Annotated in this window: 24 protein-coding genes and 1 pseudogene; 15 read left to right on the top strand and 10 right to left on the bottom strand. The window is 66.6% G+C overall.

Annotated elements, in window-relative coordinates:
* Positions 1-22: 22 nt before the first annotated feature.
* Positions 23-700 (bottom strand): PHP domain-containing protein, encoded by a 678-nt coding sequence (locus U5914_RS13940; RefSeq protein ID WP_336136358.1) that lies wholly within the window; start codon positions 698-700, stop codon positions 23-25.
* Between the two features lie 118 nt (positions 701-818).
* Here U5914_RS13940 and purL point away from each other — a divergent pair, with 118 nt between their 5' ends.
* Complete coding sequence (gene purL, locus U5914_RS13935) at positions 819-2,975, top strand: phosphoribosylformylglycinamidine synthase subunit PurL (RefSeq protein WP_336136357.1); 2,157 nt, start codon at positions 819-821, stop codon at positions 2,973-2,975.
* Here purL and U5914_RS13930 read toward each other — a convergent pair.
* The 3 genes from U5914_RS13930 to U5914_RS13920 all read right to left on the bottom strand — a co-directional run bounded on the left by U5914_RS13930 (position 2,953) and on the right by U5914_RS13920 (position 6,935).
* Entirely contained in the window at positions 2,953-3,843 is an 891-nt protein-coding gene (locus U5914_RS13930) for a phosphatase PAP2 family protein (protein ID WP_336136356.1), read from the bottom strand. The genes purL and U5914_RS13930 overlap by 23 nt on opposite strands.
* On the bottom strand, positions 3,843-5,609 hold the full coding sequence (locus U5914_RS13925) for an ABC transporter substrate-binding protein (protein WP_336136355.1): 1,767 nt from the start codon (positions 5,607-5,609) through the stop codon (positions 3,843-3,845). Before U5914_RS13925 ends, U5914_RS13930 begins: the two co-directional genes overlap by 1 nt.
* A 72-nt stretch (positions 5,610-5,681) precedes the next feature.
* Entirely contained in the window at positions 5,682-6,935 is a 1,254-nt protein-coding gene (locus U5914_RS13920; RefSeq protein ID WP_336136354.1) for a hypothetical protein, read from the bottom strand.
* Positions 6,936-7,126: 191 nt separating this feature from the next.
* On the opposite strand from U5914_RS13920, the gene U5914_RS13915 reads away from it, so the two are divergent.
* Together U5914_RS13915 and U5914_RS13910 are read left to right on the top strand one after the other, a co-directional pair.
* Complete coding sequence (locus U5914_RS13915) at positions 7,127-7,705, top strand: dolichol kinase (RefSeq protein ID WP_336136353.1); 579 nt, start codon at positions 7,127-7,129, stop codon at positions 7,703-7,705.
* Between the two features lie 65 nt (positions 7,706-7,770).
* Complete coding sequence (locus tag U5914_RS13910; RefSeq protein WP_336136352.1) at positions 7,771-8,136, top strand: hypothetical protein; 366 nt, start codon at positions 7,771-7,773, stop codon at positions 8,134-8,136.
* Positions 8,137-8,194: 58 nt separating this feature from the next.
* Here the strand turns inward: U5914_RS13910 and U5914_RS13905 are convergent, their stop codons facing one another.
* Together U5914_RS13905 and lrpA1 are read right to left on the bottom strand one after the other, a co-directional pair.
* Positions 8,195-8,674: an SRPBCC family protein gene (locus tag U5914_RS13905; RefSeq protein ID WP_336136351.1), complete on the bottom strand. Its 480-nt coding sequence runs from the start codon at positions 8,672-8,674 to the stop codon at positions 8,195-8,197.
* 87 nt (positions 8,675-8,761) lie between these two features.
* A complete protein-coding gene (lrpA1, locus tag U5914_RS13900; protein WP_336136350.1) occupies positions 8,762-9,187 on the bottom strand; it encodes an HTH-type transcriptional regulator LrpA1 in 426 nt (141 codons plus the stop codon).
* Positions 9,188-9,369: 182 nt separating this feature from the next.
* On the opposite strand from lrpA1, the gene U5914_RS13895 reads away from it, so the two are divergent.
* The 3 genes from U5914_RS13895 to U5914_RS13885 are packed head-to-tail and all read left to right on the top strand — an operon-like array spanning position 9,370 to position 12,245.
* A complete protein-coding gene (locus U5914_RS13895) occupies positions 9,370-11,325 on the top strand; it encodes a 3-hydroxyacyl-CoA dehydrogenase/enoyl-CoA hydratase family protein (protein ID WP_336136349.1) in 1,956 nt (651 codons plus the stop codon).
* 6 nt (positions 11,326-11,331) lie between these two features.
* On the top strand, positions 11,332-11,772 hold the full coding sequence (locus tag U5914_RS13890) for a PaaI family thioesterase (protein WP_336136348.1): 441 nt from the start codon (positions 11,332-11,334) through the stop codon (positions 11,770-11,772).
* Positions 11,769-12,245, top strand: a complete 477-nt coding sequence (locus tag U5914_RS13885) for a MaoC family dehydratase (protein WP_336136347.1) — start codon at positions 11,769-11,771, stop codon at positions 12,243-12,245. Before U5914_RS13890 ends, U5914_RS13885 begins: the two co-directional genes overlap by 4 nt.
* A gap of 13 nt (positions 12,246-12,258) precedes the next feature.
* Here the strand turns inward: U5914_RS13885 and rbsK are convergent, their stop codons facing one another.
* Together rbsK and U5914_RS13875 are read right to left on the bottom strand one after the other, a co-directional pair.
* The gene (gene rbsK, locus U5914_RS13880; RefSeq protein ID WP_336136346.1) at positions 12,259-13,188 is read right to left on the bottom strand and encodes a ribokinase; all 930 of its coding nucleotides are present in this window, start codon (positions 13,186-13,188) and stop codon (positions 12,259-12,261) included.
* 253 nt (positions 13,189-13,441) lie between these two features.
* A complete protein-coding gene (locus U5914_RS13875; protein ID WP_336136345.1) occupies positions 13,442-14,029 on the bottom strand; it encodes a sulfite oxidase-like oxidoreductase in 588 nt (195 codons plus the stop codon).
* A gap of 178 nt (positions 14,030-14,207) precedes the next feature.
* Between U5914_RS13875 and U5914_RS13870 the strand changes: the two genes are divergently transcribed.
* The 6 genes from U5914_RS13870 (at position 14,208) to U5914_RS13845 (ending at position 20,172) form a co-directional block, all read left to right on the top strand.
* Positions 14,208-14,420, top strand: a complete 213-nt coding sequence (locus tag U5914_RS13870) for a ribbon-helix-helix domain-containing protein (RefSeq protein ID WP_178289226.1) — start codon at positions 14,208-14,210, stop codon at positions 14,418-14,420.
* Positions 14,421-14,548: 128 nt separating this feature from the next.
* Positions 14,549-14,827 carry a UPF0058 family protein gene (locus U5914_RS13865; RefSeq protein WP_336136344.1) on the top strand — a complete coding sequence of 93 codons (279 nt, stop codon included), beginning with the start codon at positions 14,549-14,551 and terminating at the stop codon, positions 14,825-14,827.
* 68 nt (positions 14,828-14,895) lie between these two features.
* The gene (locus U5914_RS13860; protein WP_336136343.1) at positions 14,896-16,233 is read left to right on the top strand and encodes an isochorismate synthase; all 1,338 of its coding nucleotides are present in this window, start codon (positions 14,896-14,898) and stop codon (positions 16,231-16,233) included.
* Positions 16,230-17,996: a 2-succinyl-5-enolpyruvyl-6-hydroxy-3-cyclohexene-1-carboxylic-acid synthase gene (menD, locus tag U5914_RS13855; RefSeq protein ID WP_336136473.1), complete on the top strand. Its 1,767-nt coding sequence runs from the start codon at positions 16,230-16,232 to the stop codon at positions 17,994-17,996. Before U5914_RS13860 ends, menD begins: the two co-directional genes overlap by 4 nt.
* Positions 17,997-18,047: 51 nt before the next feature.
* Complete coding sequence (locus U5914_RS13850) at positions 18,048-18,944, top strand: 1,4-dihydroxy-2-naphthoyl-CoA synthase (protein WP_336136342.1); 897 nt, start codon at positions 18,048-18,050, stop codon at positions 18,942-18,944.
* 532 nt (positions 18,945-19,476) lie between these two features.
* Entirely contained in the window at positions 19,477-20,172 is a 696-nt protein-coding gene (locus U5914_RS13845; protein WP_336136341.1) for a hypothetical protein, read from the top strand.
* A 90-nt stretch (positions 20,173-20,262) separates the two neighbouring features.
* Here the strand turns inward: U5914_RS13845 and U5914_RS13840 are convergent, their stop codons facing one another.
* Complete coding sequence (locus tag U5914_RS13840) at positions 20,263-20,883, bottom strand: phosphoribosyltransferase (protein WP_336136340.1); 621 nt, start codon at positions 20,881-20,883, stop codon at positions 20,263-20,265.
* A gap of 81 nt (positions 20,884-20,964) precedes the next feature.
* Here U5914_RS13840 and U5914_RS13835 point away from each other — a divergent pair, with 81 nt between their 5' ends.
* Genes U5914_RS13835 through menE form a run of 3 tightly spaced genes read left to right on the top strand, consistent with a single transcriptional unit; the run spans position 20,965 to position 24,450 of the window.
* Entirely contained in the window at positions 20,965-21,906 is a 942-nt protein-coding gene (locus U5914_RS13835) for a 1,4-dihydroxy-2-naphthoate polyprenyltransferase (protein ID WP_336136339.1), read from the top strand.
* Complete coding sequence (locus U5914_RS13830; protein ID WP_336136338.1) at positions 21,903-22,907, top strand: mandelate racemase/muconate lactonizing enzyme family protein; 1,005 nt, start codon at positions 21,903-21,905, stop codon at positions 22,905-22,907. Before U5914_RS13835 ends, U5914_RS13830 begins: the two co-directional genes overlap by 4 nt.
* 16 nt (positions 22,908-22,923) lie before the next feature.
* Entirely contained in the window at positions 22,924-24,450 is a 1,527-nt protein-coding gene (gene menE, locus U5914_RS13825; RefSeq protein ID WP_336136337.1) for an o-succinylbenzoate--CoA ligase, read from the top strand.
* On the opposite strand, the pseudogene U5914_RS13820 reads toward menE, so the two are convergent.
* Positions 24,438-24,595 (bottom strand): annotated as a pseudogene (locus U5914_RS13820) (IS6 family transposase); the annotation flags it as partial. The gene menE and the pseudogene U5914_RS13820 overlap by 13 nt on opposite strands.

Raw genomic sequence — 24,595 nt, 5'->3', positions numbered from 1 at the left:
GGCGCCGAGTCCTCGCCCGCCATCACCACGGGAGCATGGAGGCGACGCGACGTTTCACCCCGCCGCCGAACTGCTCGATGCTGATGAACCACGGGGTGCGCTTGCCGACGACGCTGGTGCGGCCCTCCTGAATCGCGTCGAGGATGCCCTCGGCGCTCCGGTGGTAGGCGTCGACCTCGGTGACGGCTTGGCCCACCATCTCGGCGATGTGGGCGTCGCTGCCGGCGGTCATCGGCAGGCCGTGGTCCGCGGCGAACCGCTCGGCCTGCCGGTTCGAGCGGCCGGTAAAGAGCCGTGAGTTGTACACCTCGATGGCGTCGGCGCTCGCCAGCGTCTCTTCGGAGACGTGCGGGGCGACGCCGTGGCGGGACTTCTGGAAGGGGTGGGGAACGACGGCGATGCCACCCAACTCGTGAATGCGGTCGAGCGTCTCCACGAACGAGAGGCCGGCGGGAATCAACTCCTCGACGCCCAGCGCCAGCACGTGGCCGGCCGAACTGGAGACCTCCATCCCGGGAATGCCGACGAGGTCGTACTCCTGGGCCTTCGCGGCGGCCTCCAGTGAGGCGTCGATTTCGTCGTGGTCCGTCACGGCGAGCGCATCGAGTCCCACGGCTTCCGCCTGTTCGAGGAGTAACTCGACGGGGTCGCGCCCGTCGTAGGACAGTGCCGAATGCGTGTGGAGCTCGACCGACAGCACGGGCGAGGATATGTTACCCCCCGAGAAAAGCGCCCCGGTTGGGCGCGAGCATCCGACATATGGCCATAAACGTGCACATGAAAAGCGATTTATCCCGGCAAAGGTAGCATACAGGTGAATGCCTCTTTCGCCGTCGGACCGCGACCTCGTCGTCGAGGAGTTGGATCGGGACCCGACTCCAGCCGAAGAAACGCTGTTCGAGAACCTCTGGAGCGAGCATTGTGCGTATCGCTCCTCGCGGCCCCTGCTGTCGGCCTTCGACAGCGAGGGTTCGCAGGTCGTCGTCGGCCCCGGTGACGACGCCGCCGTCGTCGCCCTTCCGGACCCCGAGACCGGCGACAACAGCGAGACGTACATCACGATGGGTATCGAGAGCCACAACCACCCCTCCTATGTCGACCCCTTCGACGGCGCCGCGACGGGCGTCGGCGGCATCGTCCGCGACACGATGTCGATGGGCGCTTACCCCATCGCGCTCGCGGACAGCCTCTATTTCGGCGACTTCGAAGCCGAACACTCCAAATACCTCTTCGAAGGCGTCGTCGAGGGTATCTCCCACTACGGCAACTGCATCGGCGTGCCCACCGTCACCGGCAGCGTCGCCTTCCACGACGACTACGAGGGCAACCCGCTGGTCAACGTCGCCTGTATCGGCCTGACCAACGACGAGCGCCTCGTGACTGCCGAAGCCAAGACGCCGGGCAACAAACTCGTGCTGGTCGGCAACGGCACCGGCCGCGACGGGCTCGGTGGCGCCTCCTTCGCCAGCGAGGACCTCGGCGAGGACGCCGAAACCGAGGACCGACCGGCCGTGCAGGTCGGCGACCCCTACGCCGAGAAGCGACTCATCGAGGCCAACGAGGAACTGGTCGACGGAGACCTGATTCGCGCCGCCCGCGACCTCGGCGCGGCCGGTCTCGGCGGCGCCTCCTCCGAACTCGTCGCCAAGGGCGGACTCGGCGCCCACATCGAACTCGACCGCGTCCACCAGCGCGAACCGAACATGAACGCGCTGGAGATCCTGCTCGCCGAATCCCAGGAGCGGATGTGCTACGAGGTCCGCCCCGAGGACGTCGAGGCCGTCGAGGACATCGCCGAGAAGTACGACCTCGGCTGTTCGGTCATCGGCGAGGTGACCGATGGCAACTACGTCTGTACCTTCGAGGGCGAGACGGTCGTCGACGTCGACGCCTACTACCTCGCAGAGGGCGCGCCGATGAACGACCTCGGCCACGAGGAACCCGAACAACCCGAACGCGACCTGCCCGAGGTCGACCTCGCCGAGGCCTTCGAGGCCGTGGTCGCCTCGCCCAATACCGCCTCGAAGTCGTGGGTCTATCGGCAGTACGACCACGAGGTCGGAACGCGGACGGCGATGAAACCCGGCGACGACGCGGCGCTGATGGCGATCCGTGAAGTCGGTGCGGACGACTCCAAGGGTGTTGGCCTCGGCTTCTCGTCGGGTGCGGACCCGAACTGGACCGACGCTGCGCCCTACGACGGCGCCCGCGCTATCGCGCTGGAAAACGCCACGAACCTCGCCGCGAAGGGAACGACGCCGCTGGCGGCCGTCGACTGCCTCAACGGGGGCAACCCCGAGAAGGACGACGTCTACGGCGGCTTCCGCGGCATCGTCGATGGCCTCGCTGACATGTGCAGCGAACTCGACGTGCCCGTCGTCGGCGGCAACGTCTCGCTGTACAACGACTCGCCGTCCGGGCCCATCCCGCCGACGCCGACGCTGGCGATGGCCGGGACGAAGCCGGGCTACGAGGCCCCAACCGCGGAACTCGATGGCGACGGCGAACTCCTCGTCGTCGGCCCCGAACGTCACGAACTCGGCGGCTCCGAACTCCTCACGCAGTTCGACGGAACGGACGCATTCCCCGAACCGCCGGCAAACGCGAAGGAACTGGTCGCGGCCATCGCCGACGTGGCGAACGCCGAATCGACGCTGTCGACCCACGACGTGAGTCACGGCGGCCTCGCGGTCGCTCTCGCTGAGATGGTCGGCGAGGCCGGCGCAACGGTCGAACTCGACGGCGACGCTTCGCCCGCGGAACTGCTCTTCTCGGAGGGCGTCGGTCGGGTGGTCGTCGAGACGACCGACCCCGAGGCCGTCCGCGAACGCTTCGACGGCGTCGCGCCGGTCGAGAAGGTGGGGCAGGCGACCGATTCCGGACGTCTCGAACTGACCGTCGGTGGGAAGACACTGGATTACGCCGCCGCTGACATCGCAGAACTGCGAGACGTCATCGAGAGCGGCTTGGAATAACGCGCCAGAGACCGTTCGCACGGTCGCGGATGTTCTCTATGTTCGGCGGGGTATCCTCGAATCGGGCACCGATACGGACGCTGAGGTAGCCGAGCATGATGCCGAATATCACGTCGGTCGCCCAGTGGATGCCGAGATACATCGTCGCGATGAGGACGCTGACCGCCAGCACGGCGGAGACGGGCACCCACATGGGGTATTCATCGCGACTCAGCCACGCGAGGTGGGCCGCCGTGACGGCCATCGAGGTATGCAGCGACGGGAAGACGTTCGTCCGGTCGTTGACCTCGGCGGTGAGGAACTGGTACTGTGAGTAGTGGGTAAACAGCAGGCCTTCGACCTGCTCGGGAATCATGAGCCTAGGGCCGTAGGCGATTAAGGCGATATAACAGACCACGCCGATGATGTAGTTGGCGCCGTAGGCGACGATGGCCCGCCGAAGCGGTTCGGGCTTCGGCAGCGCGAAATACGCCACCAGCGGGAATATCAAAAGGAAGACGTAGCCGTAGATGTAGATGAAGGAGAAATACGCGGTCAACTCCGGGGTCGCCTGCGCCTGAAGCCACGTCACGAACTGCGGAGTGCCCTCACCGAAGAGCGGCCACAGGATTCGTCCGTCGACGGTCTGGAGGGTCGGCGTGATACCGACCCCGACCAGCCACGACAGGTCGGGGCCCACGTCGCGGGCGACCTTGTTGGCGACCAGTACGATGCCCAACAGGCCGATGTAGGGTGCGACATCGGAGAACCGCTCGCGGTACTCGTAGCGGGTCCGGACGAGGCGGTCACGACCGATGAAGAACAGCGCCGACGCTGCCAGCATGAACAGGATGATGCCGAGCAACTGCGACAGTACCAACAGCAACATCAGTTATCACCTCGGCTGACGAGTTGGTCGTCCTCGTACTGGTAGCCGGCGTCCATGAACGCGCTTTTGGCGGCGCTGACGTCGAGTTCGCCGTCCGTTCCGAGGAACGACAACTCCGCGGTGCCGTCCCACTCGAGGCCCTCGGGCGTCCACCGGCCGGTGAAGGGCACTTCGGTCGCCTCGGCGTAGCTGTTGAAGACCGACGAGATCAGATACTCGCGGTCGATGAGGCGAGCGACGGTGCGGCGAAAGCGGGGGTCGGACATCGGTGCCTGTCTGCAATTATACCCGATATGATAAAAGGACTGTCGCCTGGTGATGGTGAGCGAGATATCGTCGCTCCGGCCGATACGCGGGATGACGGAGGCCTGCAAGCCGTCGGCGGAGGCGTCGGCGTCGTCGTTTTCGAGCATCTCGACGGCGGCGTCGTTCGACGGAGTCACCTCGAAGTCGATTCGCTGGAAATCGACGCCGGACGCGTATGGCTCCGGAACCCCACCGTCGTCGCCCCGATGCAGGAAGTGGTCGTCGAACCGCACGAGCCTGAGATTCTCGTCGGGCTCGGCGGATTCGAACCGGAACGGCCCGCTGCCGACCGGGTTCTCGTTGGCCCACACGAGGGCTTCGGTCGTCTGCCCGGCGACTTCGACGCCCGCCACGTCGGCGGAGTCGGTCCGCTCCGACCAGACGTGTTTCGGCAGTATCAACACGCCCAGCGCGCTGCTCGCGGTCTCGGTGTTTTCCGTCGTGAACGTCATCCGGAGGGTCCGGTCGTCACGAGCCTCGACGGAATCGACGAGGTCGACCCGCCCCCGGCGCCACGGCGTCGGGACGGGCGTCTCGAAGGACCCGAGCGAGGTGTCGTTCAGGAACTCGTAGGTGAAGGCCACGTCGTCGGCGGTGAGCGGTTCGCCGTCGTGCCACGACGCCTCGCGCAGTTCGACGGTCGCCGCGAGTCCGGCGCCGTCGTCGTCCCAGTCGACGCTGCTGGCGAGCCACGGCGTCCGCGTCCCGTCGAGCCGTCTGACCAGCGGGTCGTAGAACAGCCCGGTGACGACGCCGCGGTTCCGGTGTTCGACGGCGATGGGGTTGCGGTTCATCGTCGCGCGGGGGTCCTGCAACAGCAGCCGCAGCGTGTCCGTCTCGCCGGTCGATTCCAGCCGGAAGTAGGACGCGGTATCGGGGAGGCCGCCGGCGCTCCAGCCGGTGAACCGGTCGGTTCTGATACCGGCGATGTGGTCAGGAAAGGCGACGACGGTGAATGGCTGTTCGCGGACGACCTGTCGCTGTGTCTCGCGGACGGCCTCGATTCGGCTCTCGGCGTCGGCGGCCCGCTGGGCGTCGAGGCGGTCGTCCATCTCGAGGTTGCTGAACCCGAAGGGGTTCTGCCAGCCGGCCTCCTCGCCGTACGTCGAGTACAGCATCGAGCGGAGTTCGCCGGGGTGGCCCTCGCTCGGATACTGGAGGACGTAGAGGTCGAAATCCTGATTGATGAGGATATCCCGGAGCAGGACGTCCGGTTCCATCGGTTCGGGCGGCCCGGCGTCGATGCCGGCCAACTCGAGGTTGTCGGTGAGGTGGTTTGCGATGCGGACGGCGTAGGGGTCCGACGAGGCCGGAAGCGTCGCGATATCCAGCGAGAGCTGCTGGGCGCGTTCGCGCCCGACGAGGTTCCGAAGGTTGCCGATGCAGCCGCTCGTCGCCGCGACCGTTCCGGCCGACCCGGCGAGGAAGGCCCTTCGCTGGATGGAGGGATCGGATGGCACTGGCCATTACCTCGCGTACGGACGCTTATAAACTTCCTCGTCCGGCGTATCGCGACTGAACGGCCCGCTATCTCAGAGATAGCCGAAAAGCGGGGCGAGAAGCGCTAGCAGCCACCCGGCGAGGCCGACGAGAAGCGCCGGGGGATATTCGTCCCGGTCGGCCGCCAACGCCCCGCCGAGCGCGATGAGGCCGAGCGCGGTGAGGACCGCCGCCCGGTGAAGGACGACCCGAAGGGGAACGAGCGAAACCCCCATCGCGGCGAAATCGACGACGAACGCCGTGCCGAGGCCGGCCGCGGCGAAGACGAACGCCCACGTCCGGTTCGACCCCCGACCGAGCAGATACGCCGCGGTCGGCGTCCCGAGCGCCAAGCAGAGATACAGCGGCGCAGCGACGAGCTTCGGCGAGAGGTCGGTGGCGACCGCCTCACCGGCGATGCCGAGGAACCGGACCGCCAGATACAGCCCGAAGACGACGGCGCCGAGTGCCAGTTCCCGACGCTGTCGCCGGACGAACCGGCGCGTCGCCCGCTCGATGCGGCCGGCGTTCCCCGCAAAGCCGAACAGGAGCGCCGAGAGGGCGGCGAGACGGATGACCGTCGCCCAGCCGTCGCCGTCGGCGGTTCGGTTGCCGAACGGCAGTCGGACTACCTCCTCGACGTAGGGTTCGCCCATGAAGTCCGCCTCCAGTCGTCGCTGGGCGTCGTCGATGCCGGTGACGGTGTGTCGGAGTCGGAACCAGTCCCAGTGTTCCTCGTGGACCTGTACGGCCGTCCACTTGCCGTTGGGGTCGTCGTAGGCGCGGATGTGCAGCCTCGCACCGAGGTACGTCCCCGAGTGCAACTGGTAGGATTCGTCGAGCCACACACCCCCGCCATCGGTTTCGACGTAGGTGTACCGCTTCGCACCCTCGGCGTCCTGGAACGTGATGGCGTCCTCGATGCGCTCGGCCTCGGGGTCAATTCTGACGCGCTCGCTGGTGTTAGTCCCGTTGGCGACGGGCTCGATGGATTCTTCTTCCTCCCACTGCAGGGCCGACCGCTCGCGGAGCGCGGTTTCGACGTCCGCCGAATCCTCGTCGAAGACGACGTTGATGCCCAGCGTGCGCGCCTCGAACCGCTGTACGCGGGCGGTGTAGGGCCACAGCTCCGCCTCCGCGTCACCGACCGTAATCAGGTCGGGGTCCTCCGGCTGTTCGGGTTGGACGCCCCAGAAGGGCCACTCGGCGAGGACGACCGCGCCGCTGAGGCTCGCCACCAACACGAGAGCGGCCGCGACCCACGCGGCGTCGCTCCCGAGGTCGAGCTCCCCGTCGGTCTGGCCCATCGCCTCCACGGTTAGGTGCCACGACCAATATACTGTTGGCTGGACACCCCCCGCCTCCCGCCCCGAACTCAATCGACCGAATCTGATGCGCTCGTTGTAACGATGTACCGGTCCTCGCCGACCCGTACTGGCGATGAGCGGTAAAAGACGACAACAGTCCGTATAAGTCCCCGCATCCCAACGGGTCGGATATGTCCTTCGAGATTCGTCGTCGGGCCGTCCACGCCTCCGGGGCCATCGTCCCGGGCGCGTATCTGCTGGACGCCCACTACGAGGTCGGACTCGTCACGTGGCGAGTCGTGCAGGCCCTCGCGGTCGTCGGCCTCGTCGTGACGGCCCTCCTCGAAGCCGCCCGCCTCTACGGCGGCCTCGAACACGCCATCTACGAGCAACTCACCCGCGAGTACGAACAGGACTCGGTCGCCGGGTACGCCCTCTACGTCCTCAGCAGTACCGTTGTCGTGTTGGCCTTTCGGCCGCAAATCGCGGTTCCTGCCTTGTTCATGCTGATGCTCGCCGACCCCGTCGGCGGTCTGCTCTCCAGTGGCGAACTCCGAACCGTCGCCCGTCCGCGCGTGCTGGTCGGGATGTTCCTCGTGAGTTTCGCCCTCGCGTACCCGTTCGTCCCGCCGCTTGCGGCCGCGGCAGGCGCCGGCGGCGCGATGGTCGCCGACGGCGTCAAACCGCGCATCCGGGGCCACGTCATCGACGACAACCTCACGATTCCGATTCTCGCCGCCGTCCTGATGTGGGCCGTGCTGAGCCTGTAAGACGATTGGCAACTCCTCTCGTGGAAATAGATGGGTTTTTGCCGGGTGAGTTCACCTCTCGTGATATGGCAGTTCATGACAGTCCGAACGGGGCGGCCGGTCCCGCCGTCGCCGAGCTGCCGGACGTCGTTCCCTTCGAGCTGTCCCATCTGACCCGCATGAGCTGGGCGCTGGGCTCTCGTACCGTCGGGGACGACGCGGCGACGGTCATTGGACGGTGGGAAAAGCGAGACGGCGGCTGGGCGCTGGCGGCGTTCGCGGTCACGACCGAGACCGCCGTTATCCGCCTTCGAACGCCGGTCGGCCGCGAGCGGTTCTACGGTGCGATTCGCTCGGAAGTCCGGACGGCCACCCGGGAACTCGAGGCGGACGACGCCTGGCGGGCAATCGAGCAGCGAGGCGGCGACGCGCCGTCGAGTGCTCGCAGCTGAACGACCTCCGAAGCGCAGTTTCTCCCCCGCGAGTGCCGCTTCGTGGCGGCGTCTCCGATTACTCCAGCAGTCGCTTCGTCTGCCGGTGTCGCCCGCGGAACATGGGTTCGAAGCCGACCCACCCCAGCGGCGAGACGGCCCGTCCGAGCGGGCCGCCCGGCAGTTCGTATTCGACGCGGTCCGAGACGACCGTGCCCCCCTCGTCGGCGAAGAAGCGATGGGTGTGTTCCCACGTCGGGAAGGGCCCCTCTTCCATCACGTCGTGGAACATGGCGGCGCCCTCCCACTCCGCGCGCTCGGTGATGATGGAGGTCCACTCCTGTCGCGGGCCGACGTCGAACGGCCGGATGGACATCTCGATGCGCGAACCCGCTTCGAGCAGTTCGGGGTCGGGTTGGCCGTCCGGGCCGACGACGCCGCGGACGTCGAGGTGCATGTACTCGGGGGTGAGCTTCTCCAGTCCCTCGATGGTGGAGTGGAACTCCCAGACCGCTTCGAGCGGGGCGTCGACCCACGTCTCGCGCTGGTAGGTGGCCATACTCGACGTTGGGCGGCGACGGGCAAAACACCACGGGCGTCGGAACCCGGATACGGAAAACGGCGGGGCGGAGACGGACGGACGGCGTTATTTGAGTCGTTCCTGCAGGAAGGAGGGGTGGGCGGCCTCGACGCCCTCGATTTCGAGGATCTGCTCGGCGATGACGTCACCGACGGCGTCGCCGTCGGGCGCTCGGACCTCGGCCATCAGCATGTGGTCGCCGCTGGAGGAGTACAGCGACTCGACGGCATCGAGGTCCTTCAGTTCCTTCGTGGCCTCGACGTAGCGTTCGCTGGCTACGTCGATGCCGACGAGGGCGATGGATTTGCCCGTGAGTTTCTTCGGGTCGATGTCGGCCGAGTAGCCGACGATGACGCCCTCCGATTCGAGTTTCTCGATGTATTTCCGGACGGTCGGTTTCGATACGTCGGCGCGCTTGGCGATCTCGGCGTAGGATGCCTGCGCATCGTCTTCGAGGACTTCCAATATCCTGTCCTCCGTCTCCGCGCTCATGGGGGATTCTTTTCCGTCGGTGAAAAAATATCTTCCGAACCGGAAAACGCCTGATTTCGGAACCACGATGGATACGTTTCGGGAGTGTTCAGTTTACAACTATTGTAACTATCGTCCGGATATCTAACAAAGATAATAGCATGGGGTATCCTTAAGGGGATGCCGCCGACAGAAGCAGTCGTATGACGCTTGATGCCATCGACCGCGTCGCTGTACTCGGCGCGGGGAACATGGGACACGGTATTACGGAAGTCGTCGCGCTCGCGGGCTATTCGGTTACGATGCGCGACATCAAAGACGAGTTCGTCGAGGACGGCTACGAGGACATCGAGTGGTCCGTCGAGAAACTCGCCGAGAAGGGCCGCATCGACGAGGCCCCCGCCGACGTGCTCGACCGCATCGACACGACGACGGACCTCGAAGCCGCCGTCGCCGAGGCCGACCTCGTCATCGAGGCCGCCCCCGAGGAGATGGACATCAAACACGACATCTTCTCGGACCTCGACGAATTCACCCACGACGAGGCCATTCTCGCCTCTAACACCTCCTCGCTACCCATCACGGAGATCGCGGAAGCGACCGACCGACCCGAACAGGTCGTCGGGATGCACTTCTTCAACCCGCCGGTGAAGATGGACCTCGTCGAGGTCATCTACGGCCAGGAGACCTCCGACGAGACGGCCGAGACGACCTACGAGTTCGTCGAGTCCATCGACAAGACGCCCATCTACGTCCGGAAGGACGTTCGCGGGTTCGTCGTCAACAGCGTGCTGGGACCGTTCGGCGACGAAGCCGGCTGGATGGTCAGCAACGGCGAGGCCGAAATCCGGGAGGCCGACGCCACGATGGTCCACGAGCGCGGTTACCCGATGGGGCCGTTCGAACTCGGCGACCTGACCGGTATCGACATCGGCTACCACGTCCGCAAGGAGGCCGGCCAGCCCGTCCCGCCCATCGTCGAGGAGAAGGTCGAAGCCGAGGAACTCGGCCAGAAGACCGGCAAGGGCTACTACGACTACGAGGACGGCGACGGCGCCGACTACGGTCCCGACGACGTCTCCGAGGACTTCGATTGGCTCCGCATCGAGGCCCGCATCATCAACGAGGCCGCGAAACTCATCGGCAACGACGTCGCGACGCCCGACGCCATCGACACGGGTCTCCGCCTCGGCGCCGGCTTCCCCGAAGGCCCCTGCCGCCGCGCGGACAAGATCGGTCTCGACGAGGTACTCGACAAACTCGAAACCCTCTACGAGGAGACGGGCGCCGACCGCTACGAACCCGCCGACTACCTCGAAGAACTCGTCGCGGAGGGCAACACCGGCGAGGATGCCGGCGCCGGCTTCTACGAGTACGGCGAGGACAGCGAACGGGACTACACGACCATCAACGTCGACCTGAACGACGACGGCCTGCTGGAGGTCGAACTCGACCGGCCGGCCCGCATGAACGCGCTGAACGACGACATGATGGACGAAATCGTCCACGTCCTCGAGAACGCCGACCTCGACGAGGTCCGGGCGGTCACCTTCGAGGGCGCGGGCGACCGCGCCTTCTCCGCTGGCGCCGACATCACCGGATTCTCCGGTATCGACCCCCACGAGGTCGAGGTCACGCCCGTCTTCCAGACGGTCAACGACTTCCCGCGGCCGACGCTGGCCAAAATCGACGGCTTCTGTCTCGGCGGCGGCCACGAACTCGCGCTGGCCTGCGACCTCCGTATCGCCACCGAGGATTCGTCGTTCGGCTTCCCCGAAATCAACCTCGGCCTGCTGCCGGGCGGCGGCGGCACCCAGCGCGCGATTCGGATGCTGAGCGAGGCCCGCGCAAAGGAACTCGTCTTCCGCGGCGAGCGCATCGACGCCGAAACCGCCGAGGACTGGGGCCTCATCAACCGCGCCGTCCCCGCCGAGGAGTTCGACGACACCGTCGAGGAGTTCCTCGACGACCTCGTCAACGGCGCGCCCATCGCCCTGCGGAAGGCGAAGAAAGTGATGAACAAGGGTCGCGACCAGGATATCGCCGCCGGCCTCGAACTCGAATCGCAGGCCTTCGGCCTTCTGCTGACGACCGACGACATGATGGAGGGCGCCTCGGCGTTCATGGAGGACCGCGACCCCGATTTCGAAGGGGAGTGAGCGACGATGAGTGAGGGTGCCGCCGACGGCGGAAACGACGTGCTGGACCGGGAGCTCCGCGAGCACGGCCTGTTCGAATGGCTGAACCTCGACGTCGAGGTCGTCGACCCCGGCCACGTGATCTTCGAGTTGCCCTTCGACGACAAGTTCGCCAACATCGCCTCCGGGACGGTCCACGGCGGCATCACCGCGACGGTCATCGATACCGCCTCCGGCTTCGCGCTCCGGTCGACCTTCGAGGACCCGGACGAGGCGATGCTGACGACGACGGACCTCAACGTCCGCTACGTCCGGCCCGCGCGCAACGACCTGCGTGTCGAGGCCGAAGTCATCCGCGCCGGCGGTTCGATGGGCTATACCGAAAGCGAGGTCACGACGGTCCACGACGGCGAGGAGAAAGTCGTCGCGACCGGCGGCACCAGCTACCGACTGTTCAGAGACCAATGAGCGATACAGACTCCGACACCAACACCGACGAACCCAGCGTCTTCCACGAAATCGAGGAAGGCGACACCGACCGCACGCAGGGCCGAACCATCTCCGAGGCGGACGTGATGAACTTCGCGGGCGTCTCCGGGGACTTCAACCACCTCCACACCGACGAGGAGCGGATGAGCGACTCGCCGTTCGGCGAGCGCATCGCCCACGGCATGCTCGTCCTCTCGGCGGCGACCGGCCTGCTGTGGCAGAACCGCACGCCCGAGGAGCGGGAGGCCGTCGTCGCCTTCTACGGCATGGACAACCTCCGGTTCCGACAGCCGGTCCTCATCGGCGACACCATCCACGTCGAGACGGAGGTCGTCGAGACCCGCGAGAAGGACGACGGCCCCGGCAACGGCACCGTCAAGAACGCCGTCGAAATCAGAAACCAGCGCGACGAGACGGTCATCTCCTGTGAGATGATCTCGCTGCTGAAGTAGCGCCTCTCCCTTTTCAGTCGTCGAGATACGAGTCGATAGTCGAACGTGAGGGAAGCGACGGGACGGCGCCGCGTTCGGTGCAGGCGGCCGCGCCCGCGGCGACCCCTCGCTCGGCCGCCGCGACGAGGTCGGCTCCCTCGCCGCGAGCGACCGCGAAGGCGCCGTTGAAGGCATCACCCGCGCCGGTCGTATCGACCACGTCGACCGCAATGGGCGGGACTGCGACCGTCTGGTCGTCGGTAACCACGAGCGCGCCGTCGGCGCCGAGTGTCACGACGACGGCCTCGGGGCCGCGGTCAAGCACGGTTCTGGCGGTCTCTGCCTCCTCGACATCGGCGTCCGGGTCGTGGCCGGCCAGCACCCGCACCTCGCTTTCGTTCGGCGTCGCCACGTCGACGGCGGCTACGAGTTCGTCGGGCAGTTCCTGCGCGGGCGCGGGGTCGAGGATGAACTCCGTGCCGGCTGCCTCGCCGACCGTGGCGGCGGCTTGCACGGACTCGATGGGTGTTTCGAGTTGGGTGACCAGCACGTCCGCGTCCTCGATTACTGCCTGCTTTTCACGGACGGAGGCGCCGCTGAGTTCGTGGTTCGAACCCGGTGCGACGGCGATGGCGTTCTCGCCGCTCTCCTCGACGTGGATGAGCGCCGCACCGGTCGGAGCGTCGCCGGTCAGCACGCCCGCGGCGTCGATGTCCTCCTCGGCCCACAACTCCCGTGCGGCCTCGCCGAAGCGGTCGTCGCCGACCGACCCTATAAAAGAGACGTCGCCGCCACCTCGTGCGGCTGCGATGGCCTGATTCGAGCCCTTCCCACCGGCGTTTTGCTCGAACTTTTCTCCCATCACTGTCTCGCCCGGAACCGGAAGGTCGGGTACCGTCACCGACATGTCGTGGTTGTACGACCCGACGACGGCGATAGCGGCGTCCGGTTCGTCATCGGTCATACGTGAAATCGACCCGGCGCGACGAAAAGCGTGGGGGCAAGCGGAGCGTCGGTTGGTCAGAAGCCAGGCAACGTAACTCGATTTGAAAATCAACAGAAGTAGCATCCGCGAGGGCGGGTTCGAAGAACCCGCTCGAAGCGGTTCCCCGCGCGACCGAAGGGAGCGCGGGACCAAGGCCCGACCGTAGGGAGGGCCGCCGTGTCTTTTTCATGAAAGTTTTTGCCGGCGCCCGCAGGGCGCCATGCAAAAAGTTTCAGGCGTAGCGCTCCTCTTCCCACGGATTCGCGGTATTCGAATACCCTCGTTTCTCCCAGTAGCCGCGTTCGGGTTCGGTGAGGAACTCGACGCCGGAGACCCATTTGGCGCCCTTATAAGCGTACTTGTGGGGGACGACGACCCGAAGGGGGCCGCCGTGTTCGGCGGGCAGCGGGTCGCCGTCGAGGGCCCACGTGAAGAGGACCTCCTCGCGCATGCAGTCTGCGAGGGGGAGATTGGTGGTGTAGCCGTCGTGGGCGTGGAACATGATGTGGACGGCGTCGTCGGTCACGCCGGCGCGTTCCGCGAGGGTGGGAAAGGAGACGCCGCGGAACCGGCAGTCGAAGCGGGACCAGCCGGTCACACAGTGGAAGTCCTGATTCTGGCTCTCCGTCGGGAGGTCTTTGAACTGCTCGAAGGAGAGGGTGAGTTCCTCGTCGACGGCGCCCCAGACGTCGAAGGTCCAGTCGTTCGGTATCGAGGGCGTCTCGCCCTTCGAGAGGACGGGAAAGCGGCTGGTCTCCCGCTGGCCGGGCGGGAGGCGCTTGCCGTCGAACTCCCGGTGGAGGTCCGTAACGTCCTTCATGGTCGCGATTCGCGTCGAAAACAGGTAGGCCTATCGTTCGGTGACAAACGTATCCGCTCGGATAACGTCGGTGAACTGTTCACAAAAGATAGTTTTCGTCACCGCGGGTTGAATTTGTCCGGCGCAAAAAAAGCCCGTCAATCTTAAATACCCCATCCCCGAAGCTTGCAACGTTCCGATGCCGAAGGTACACCTGACCATCCCGGAGCACTTGGAGATGCAGATCGCCCAGCTCGTAGAGAAGGGCGAATTCGTAAACCGGGAGGAAGCAATCGAAGAGTTACTCTCGACCGGCCTTCGCGCCTACAAGACGAGCGGTCCGATGGAGGACGAAGACCCCGGTCTCGAAGAAGACGGTATGATGGGCCACGACGACGAGTACGTCTTCTGACCCGTTTTTCCGGCTTGTCGGTCCCATAGCGACTGTGCTGTCGCCCGTCCTGACGAGGTCGGTTCGTGTGGCGGTGTGTGCCGCGTTCCCGCGAAAGCGTTAAACGCCGTCTTCCAGTACCCACGAATATGCACAAAGACGAGCTTTTGGAACTGCACGCCAAGATGGTGTCGATCATGGAGCACTTCGATGACATGGACAGCGTCGATAACTCGATATTCGACGCCTACCAGGGCCTCGACGTGACGCCTGACGACGTCCACAAGTCCAAAAGCGAGCACAAACACGCCGTCTTCGTCCTCGGGAACGCCCTGGCGAACGTGATGAGCGAAGACGAGTTCTCGGACGCCGGCCGCATCGGCAAGCGGATGCAGGAACTGGCCGACGACGCCGAGTCGAAGCTGTAAGCTGTCCTTTCTGGCGGGTCCGTCGCTGAACGGGTAACCTAAAACGGTGGGGTCCCAAGAGGGTGGTAATGGAACCGTTGCGGAGCGAGGAGGCCGCCCCGTCCTCGGCGGGGCTCGTCAGTCGGTCGATGCGACTTCCCGCGGCGCCACAGCCGAAGGCGGCGCTTTCGGCGGCCGAGGCCCCCCGAACCTTCTGGGCGGCCCCCGACGAGGCGACGGTCGTCGGCAGCGGAACCGCGGCGACGATAACCGCCGACGGCCCCGACCGCTTTCGGGCGGTCCGGGAGTCGGCGTCGGAGCTGTTCGCCGTCGGCGACGTTCACGCCGGGGCGCTGGCGGCCCGCCCTCGCTTTTTCGGCGGCTTCGCGTTTCACGACGAACACGGCGGCGACGACCCGTGGGCGGGCTACCCCGGTGCGGAGTTCGTCCTGCCGCGTGTCCAGCTCACCTACACCGACGACGGACCGTGGCTCACGGTCAACGCGGTCGACGCCGGCCCCGAAGCCGTCGAGGACCGACTCGAAACCGCCGCGGACGAACTGACTTCGCTTCCGACGAGCGACGAGCGCACCGGCCCGCCGGGCGTTCGTTCCCGGGTGCGGACCACGTCGATGTCGGAGTGGCGCGAAAGCGTCACCGCCGCGACCGACCGCATCGAGGCCGGTGAACTCCGGAAGGTCGTCCTCGCACAGGCGCTGGAGACGACGCTCGAACGGCCGCTCTCGCTGCCGGACGTGGTGGCCCGACTCGGCGAGACGTACCCGGACTGTTTCCGATTCCTTTTCGAACCTGCGGACGGGGGTTCGGGCTTCTTCGGGGCGACGCCCGAGCAGTTGGTTGGCCTTCGGGGCCGGACGGTCGAAACCGGCGCGCTCGCGGGGACGACTGGCCGCGGTGACACCCCCGAGGAAGACGAGTGGCTCGCCGAGGAACTGCTGGCCGACGACAAGAACGTCCACGAACACGAACTGGTCGCCGACGCCATCCGCGACCAGTTGGCGCCCTACGCTTCGTCGATTCAGGCCGGCCAGCGCCGGATTCGCCGGCTGGCGACCGTCCAGCACATCGAGACGCCGATTACGGCCGAACTCGCGGACGACGAACACGTCCTGACGCTCGTGGAGGCGCTGCATCCGACGCCTGCCGTCGGCGGTTTGCCGCCGAACGAGGCCCTCCGAACCATCCGGGATACCGAACCCTTCGAGCGCGGCTGGTATGCCGCGCCCGTCGGCTGGTTCGACGCTGCCGGCTACGGCTCGTTTTCGGTGGCCATCCGCTCGGCGGTCGCCCGCGGCGACACCGCGACGCTGTTTGCGGGCGTCGGCATCGTCGCCGACTCGGACCCCGACCGCGAGTGGGACGAGGTGCAACTCAAATACCGCCCGATACTGGACGAACTGGAATAATGGCCCGGAACGTCAACGGTCTCTGGGCCGGAGTCATCGCCGACGAACTGGCGAAGGCAGGCGTCGAGACCGCGGTACTGGCACCCGGAAGCCGGTCGACGCCGCTGACGGTCGCGTTCGCCGGACACCCCGACATCGAGACGCTGTCGCTGCTCGACGAGCGGTCGGCGGCCTTCTTCGCGCTCGGGCGGGCCAAACGGACCGGCGACCCGGTGCCCCTGATTTGTACCTCCGGCACCGCGCTGGCGAACTTCCATCCCGCGGTCGTCGAGGCCAATCAGGCCCGCGTGCCGATGCTGCTGGTGACAGCCGACCGACCGCCGGAACTGCACGACAGCGGCGCCAACCAGACCATCGACCAGCAGGATATCTACGGCGATGCCGTCCGCGACTATCGGACGCTCCCGGAACCGGAGGCCGCCGACCGGAAACTCCGCTCGCTGCGGACGACGCTCTGTCGGGCCGTCGGGACGGCGACCGGCACCGACCCCGGACCTGTTCATCTGAACGTCCCGCTCCGGAAGCCGTTAGAGCCGGGTGCCCGCGCGGCGGACCTCTCGGAAGCGGTTCCAGATGCGACCGTTCCCGATGGGTTCGCCGACGAGCATCCGCTCGCCGTCGAGGGGCGCGATGGACCGTTCGTCGACGTCACGCAGGGGCGTACTGGACTCTCCAAGAGCGATAGACGAGCGATGGCCGACGCCATCGAGGACGCCGCCTCGGGACTCATCGTCTGTGGGCCGGCGAACCGGTCGACGCCGGCCCGTGACGCACTGTTGGGCCTCGCACGCGAGACGGGCTTTCCGGTGCTCGCCGACCCGCTTTCGGGGCAGCGATTCGGCGCACATCTGGGGATGACCGAGACGCCGATTTGCGGCGGCTACGATTCATATATCGACGCCATCGAGAAGACGCCCGATGTCGTCATTCGGTTCGGTGCCTCGCCGACATCGAAACCGCTGCGACACTATCTCCGAGATTCGGGCGCCCGGCAGTTCGTCGTCGACCCGGCCGGTGGCTGGCGGGAGGCGACCTTTACCGCGACGGACCTCGTGGTCGCCGACGAAACGAGGCTGACGACGGAGTTGGCAAGTGCCGTGAGCCGTGAGGCGGGCGGCTACGCCGACCGATTCCAAGAGGCCGAAGCCGACTACTGGGAACTGGTCGAGGGCAACGAACCCGAGGAGGGCGCTGTCTTATCGGACATCACCAGACTGGCGCCGGACCCGGCGACCGTCTTCGTCTCGAACTCGATGCCCGTGCGTGACCTCGACCGATTCGGCCGGCCGCGCGAGGCGAACCTGACGGTGCTCGGGAACCGCGGCGCGTCGGGTATCGACGGCATCATCTCCTCGGCGCTCGGTGCCGGGTCCGGGACCGACGACCCGCTCGTGGCCGTGTTAGGTGACCTCGCGTACTACCACGACATGAACGGCCTGCTGGCGGTCGCACGCTGTGACGTCGATGCGACCATCGTCTGTATCAACAACGATGGCGGTGGCATCTTCCGTCTGCTGCCCATCGAGGGCCACGACACCTTCGAGGAGTGGTTCCGGACGCCGCACGGGTTGGATTTCGAGGGGTCGGCAGAGGTCTACGATATCGAGTTCGCGCGCACGCAGGACCGCGAGGGCTTTCGGGACCTGTATACGGAGTCGGTCGGCAGCGACGGCACGCAGGTCATCGAGGTCGTCACCGACAGCGAGCGGAGCCACGAGGAACGCGCGGCGCTTCAGGAGCGCGTCCTCGCGGCGTTGTCGTAACGACTGGCCGCAGTCGGGTGGGTTTTTGCTATCGGCGCTCCCGGTTTCGGTATGGTCTCAGACCTCTTCGACCCCGACCGCTGGGAGCCGATTACGGACGATTTCGAGGACATAACCTACCACCGCGGGACGGACGTGAACGCGGTCCGAATCGCCTTCGACCGCCCGGAGGTGCGCAACGCCTTCCGGCCGGAGACGGTCGACGAACTCTACACCGCACTGGACCACGCCAAGCGACAGACCGACATCGGCTGTGTCCTCCTGACGGGCAACGGGCCCTCGCCGAAGGACGACGGCTGGGCGTTCTGCTCGGGCGGCGACCAACGGATTCGCGGCGACGCGGGCTACGAGTACGAGGACGACGAAGACGGGAATGATGCGGAACGGCAGGACGCGCCGCGCCTGCACATCCTTGAGGTCCAGCGGCTGATTCGCCACATCCCGAAGCCGGTCATCGCCGTCGTGCCGGGGTGGGCCGTCGGCGGCGGCCACTCGCTGCACGTCGTCTGTGACATGACGCTGGCCTCCGAGGAGCACGCCAAGTTCCTTCAGACAGACCCCGACGTGGCCTCCTTCGACGCCGGCTTCGGGTCGGCGTATCTCGCCCAGCAGGTCGGCCACAAGAAGGCCCGCGAGGTGTTCTTCCTCGGCAAGACCTACTCCGCGGAGGAGGCCGTCGATATGGGGATGGCCAACGAGGCGGTTCCCCACGAGGAACTGGAGGAAGTCGCCCTTGAGTGGGCCGACCAAATCCTCTCGAAGTCACCGATGGCGATTCGGATGCTCAAATACGCCTTCAACATGGACACTGACGGCCTCATCGGCCAGCAGGTCTTCGCGGGCGAGGCGACGCGACTCGGCTACATGACCGACGAGGCCCGTGAGGGCCGGCAGGCGTTCAACGAGAACCGCGAACCGAACTTCGAGAAGTACGATTGGTATTACTGAGGGTGCTATGGAGTGCATGCTGCTGTTTTCACCCCTGCTGCGGTGAACGTTCCTATGGAATGACTGACACACCATGTATAGATTGAAACGGCCTGTCTAAACTGTGGCAACTAGCATCCGCCTCCGGGGCGTCCAGAGGTCGCCCCCGAGGCGGTTCCCGCTGGCGAGGCCGAAGGCCGAGCCAGCGTAGCGCCGACTGACTAACGCGAGCCTTCGGCTCGCGGCTGGAAAGAGGCGCGCATATTTTCCCCACGTTTTTGCCGCGGAGGCGAGTTCGGTGCCTCGCGCGCCGAACCGCCGGAGCGTGCAAAAAGTGGCTTAAACCCGACGGCAATTGCTGGCCGCAGTCCTTCGGAGGTGGACCTCGTAGCAACATCTGTCAGCGCCGACGCCGCGTCGCGCTGTCCCCGGGTGGGGTGTCCTCCACCCGCCACCATTGGTCCACTTTCTTGAGACGCTCAATGTAACTCAATGGTTTTGAATGGTTTTCAGAGACAAATTTATATGTTCTGGGGGGTTAGTTGGTATTACGATGAGCGAGAACACCAACCCCGTCGAAACCGTATTCGAGCTGCAGCGCAGCACCATCGAGCAGACCCACAGCGCCGTCGAGCGCGGCGTCGACATCCAGAAACAGGTCAACGCCACGCTCCTCGACACCATCGAGCCCGCCCGCGACGTCTCCGACCGCGGCAACGACCTCCTGCGGACGACCGTCGACAGCTACCTCGACGCCGTCGAGTCGGCCGTCCCCGCCGAGCAGGACGTCTTCGGTGACCTCCGCGACAGCATCGACGAACAGCTCGACACGCTCGAGGAGAGCCAGGCCGACGCCCTCGACACGCTCGAGGAGAACCTCCGTGACGGCAACGATTCCGTCGAGGAGTTCCTCGAGGACTTCCTCGACCAGCTCGACGAGCAGGTCGACGCGATTCTCGACGCCAACGAGGACCTCGAAGACCAGACCATCGACGCCCTCGAACAGCTCGAAGAACAGATTCAGGACCTCCAGGACCAGCTCGACGAGCAGGGCGAGGACTTCCAAGAGCAGGTCGAAGACCAACTCGACACCATCTCCGAGCAGTTCGAGGAGCAGGCCGAAAGCGTCTCCGAGCAGGTCGAAGACGTGACCGAACAGGTCGAGGACGTCTCCGAGCAGGTCCAGGACGCCGCTGACGACGTCGCCAGCCAGGTCGAGGACGCCGCCGACGAGGCGACCTCCGCCTAAGCCGACATCTCTCCGTCGTATCCCATATCCTTCTTTCGACGCAACGCCCGAGAGCGGCGGCTCTTTCGGCCCTCGTCGTCCACCGGGCGTTCAGTCCTCGAGATATGCCATCGCCTCCTCGTCGGTGACCTGTGAGAAATCTCGGTAGTGCCGTCCGACCGCGCCGAAGTGGGTGGGCTCTTCGACGGCGACGACCTCGTCGGCCTCGCGTGCGGCCTCGTCGAGGGACTCCGGCGCTCCGACGGGTACCGCGAGGACGACGCGTTCGGCGCCGGCGGCCTTCGCCTTCCGGATGCAGGCGATGGCGGTCGCGCCGGTCGCCAGCCCATCGTCGACGATGACGACCCGCTTGCCGACGAGGGCCGGCGCATCGCCCGTCCGGTAGGTCGCCTCCTTCTCGCGGGCGGTTTCGGCGGCGCGGTCGGCTTCCGCCTCGACGTAGGCCTCGTCGACGCCGAGTTCGGCGATGATGGACTCGTTGCGATAGAGGCTCCCATCGCTGGCGGCGGCGCCGATAGCGAGTTCGGGGTTGTTCGGTGCGCCGAGTTTCTTCGCGGCGACGATATCCAGCGGCGCGTTGAGGCTGTCGGCGACGACGCGGCCCAGCGGGAGGCCGCCCCGGGGGACCGCGAGGACGATGTCGGCCCCGATACCCCGGTCGACGAGTTCGTCCGCGAGTTGCTCGGCGGCGGCTGTCCGGTCGTGGAACATGGTGACGAATGACGGTCGCAGAACGAATAAAACGGCAGGGAGACCACCGGCATTATACTGCGCCCGCCCCGAGTACGACCAATGACAGAGACGGTCTCACCGACGAAGGCGTGGCTGATGGCGGCCCGCCCGCAGACCCTCCCTGCCGGCGCCGCCCCCGTCATCGTGGGTACCGGACTGGCCGTACACGAGGGGGTCTTCGCGCCGCTGCCGGCCGTCTTCGCGCTGGTCGGTGCACTCCTGTTACAGGTCGGTACCAACTTCGCCAACGACTACTACGACGCCGTTCGCGGCGCCGACACCGAGGACCGCGAGGGCTTCACCCGCGTGACGGCCGGCGGTATCATCGACCCACAGCGGGTCAAGACGGCCATGTACGCGACCTTTGGCCTCGCCATCGTCATCGGGGTCTACCTCGTCTACATCGGTGGCCTCCCGATCGTCGTCGTCGGCCTCGCCAGCGTCGTCGCCGGCATCACCTACACGGGCGGGCCGCTCCCCTACGGCTATCGTGGCCTCGGGGACGTCTTCGTCTTCGTCTTCTTCGGCCTCGTCGCCGTCGCGGGCACCTACTACGTGCAGGCGGTCACCTACGCCTCCGACCCGCTGCCGCTCGGCGTCCCGCCGGAGACCGTGCCGGTCGCGGCCGTCGTCGCTGCCCTGCCGGCGGCCGGCCTCTCGACGGCCATCCTCGTCGTGAACAACATTCGGGACAAGGAGACCGACGCGGCCGCGGGGAAACGGACGCTCGCGGTCATCCTCGGCTATCGGCTCAGCCGCATCGAGTGGACCGCGCTGGTCGGCATGGCCTACGTCGTACCCGTCGTCTTCTGGGCGGACGGCTACATCCCCGCCGTCCTGCTGCCGCTTTTGACCGCCCCGCTTGCGGCCCGCATCGGTCGCACCGTCTGGACGAGGACGGAGGGCGAGGCCCTGAATCCCGCTCTGGAGCAGACCGGGAAACTCCTCTTTGCCCACTCGCTTCTGTTCGCCATCGGACTGGCCGCCCCCGCGTTCGTATGAGAACCGAACCGTTCTCCCTGTCGCTGTCGACGCCGCTCGATACCGCCGCCGGCACCATCGACGAGCGGCGCGGCTTCCTCGTCCGACTCGACCTCGACGGTACGCCCGGCCTCGGCGAGGCGACGCCGCTCCCGGGATGGACCGAATCCCTCGACGACTGCGAGGCCGCGCTCCGCGAGGTCGACGACCCCGAGACTGCACTCGACGGCGACTCCTTCGCGGACGCCCCTGCTGCCCGCCACGGCGTCTCGCTGGCGGTCCTCGATGCGCGCGCTCGGGCGGCCGGCGAACCCCTCTATCGCCACCTCGGGGCGAATACCCGCATCGAGGAAGTTCCCGTCAACGCGACGGTCGGGGATGGGGAGCCGAAGGAGACGGCCGAGGCGGCCGCCGACGCGGTCAACAAGGGCTTCCCGGCGGTGAAAGTCAAGGTCGGCGCGCGCCCGCTCGCCGAGGATGTCGAACGGTTCGAAGCCGTCCGAACGCGCTGTCCCGACGTCGAACTCCGGGCTGACGCCAACGGGGCGTGGGACCGCGAGACCGCCGAGCGCGCGCTGTCGGCCTTCGCCGACCACGATGTGGCCTTCGTCGAACAACCGCTGTCGGCCGACGAGTTGTCGGGCCACACGGACCTCCGGGGTGGCCCCGTCGGTATCGCGCTCGACGAAGGACTCCACGAACACGGCATCGACGCGGTGCTGGATGCGGCGGCCGCCGACGTCATCGTTATAAAACCGATGGCGCTGGGCGGCGTCGACCGGGCGGCCGACGCGGGCCGGCGGGCTATCGATGCCGGTCTCGATGTCGTCGTCACCACGACCATCGACGGTGCGGTCGCCCGCGCCGCCGCGGTCCACCTCGCGGCCGCCTTGCCGGGGGTCAGAGCCAGCGGATTGGCAACGAGACGGTTTCTCGACGAAGATATCCGGGAGAACGTCGCTCCCATCCGGTCGGGAGCGGCCGTCGTTCCACAAGGAAAAGGCAATATTCCCCCCTCGTGAAACGGGCTACGCTACGATGCGTGACTGGCTGGCGACCCGGGCGAGCGCGACGCCGAACGCGACGGCGATAGCCGCCGCTGGCGACGCCGCGGAAGCTGACACGTACGCCGACCTCAACGAACGGGTCGAGATACTCGCCGGACGGCTCGCCGCCCGCGGCGTCGGCGTCGACGACGCGCTCGTCGTCTGTGCCGAAACCCGGACGGAGTTCGTCGAACTCGCCCACGCGGCACAGCGTCTCGGTGCCGTGCTGGTGCCGGTCAACGCACGCCTTTCGGCCAAGGAACTATCGGTACGTTTCGACCGCGTGAATCCGGCAGTCGTCGTCTGCGAGGCAGACACGGAGGCGGCGGTCACCGACGCGACCGATGCGACGGTCCTCTCGGTCGATAAACCGGAAGGATGCGCCGAGTCGGTGGCGAGCGTCCGACCCGAACCCTTCGACCTGCCCGAGTGGGAACTGGACAACCCGCTTGTCGTCATGTTCACCTCGGGGACGACCGGCGACCCGAAGGGCGTCGTCCTGACGATGGGTAACGTCCTCGCGAGCGCGACGGCCTCGGCGTTCCGCCTCGGCCTGCGGGATACCGACTTCTGGCACGTCTGCCTGCCGATGTACCACATGGGTGGGCTGGCGCCCGTCTATCGGTCGACCCTCTACGGGACGACGATAGCCGTCCAGCGGGACTTCGAGCCCCGAGAGACGCTGGCGGCGATGGAGGCGGCCGACGCCACCGCCGTCTCGCTGGTGCCGACGATGCTGGAGCGACTGCTCGATGCCGGTGCCGACGGCGAGGCGGCGCTTGCCCCGCTCGTCGACCTCCGGTTCGTCCTGCTCGGCGGTGCGGCCTGTCCGCCCGACCTGCTGGAACGCGCACAGGAGCAGAACGTGCCGGTCGCGCCCACCTACGGGATGACCGAAGCCGCCTCCCAGATAGCGACCGCGACGCCCGAGCAGGCCCGACGGAACCCCGACACCGTCGGCAACCCCGTGATGTTCGCCGAGGTGACCGTCGTCGACGAGGCGGGCGCGGTCTGCGATTCGGGCGAGACCGGCGAACTCGTCGTTACGGGGCCGATGGTGACGCCCGGCTATCTTGACGAGACGGCGACGTTCGGGGCCTTCACGAACGGCGGCCTCCGAACGGGTGACCTCGGCCACCGCGACGAGGACGGCCAACTCTACGTCCACGCCCGCGTCGACGACACCATCATCACCGGCGGCGAGAACGTCGACCCGAACGAGGTGGCCGACGCCGTCCGCTCCCATCCCGCAGTCGAGGACTGTGCGGTCGTCGGCCTGCCCGACGAGGAGTGGGGCGAACGCGTCGCCGCCCTCGTCGTCACGGACGGCGCCGCCGTCTCGGCCGACGAGATTCGCGAGTTCTGTCGTGACCGCCTCGCCGGCTACAAACTCCCCCGGACGGTCGCCTTCGCCAACGAGCTACCTCGGACGGCGTCGGGTACCGTCGACCGCGAGGCCGTCGAAGCGCGGCTCCGTTCGGGTGCCGACGACGGTGACGGTAGTGTTCAGATAAGCTGATTCCATGCGAAGGCGAATGCTCGAAGCCAATCGTCGGCGGTGTCTGCTTCGGCGTTGCTGAAACAGTTCGAAAAGCTGGTAGTTCGTCGTTTTATCTCACGAAAGACACGTTCGGCGCTGTTCCGATTTCCGTGTTTTTCGTATC

Source organism: Natronomonas amylolytica (assembly GCF_037031205.1).
GTDB classification, from domain to species: domain Archaea; phylum Halobacteriota; class Halobacteria; order Halobacteriales; family Haloarculaceae; genus Natronomonas; species Natronomonas amylolytica.
Note: the sequence above shows the minus strand (reverse complement) of the source record. Positions and strands in the feature narration are given on the sequence as shown.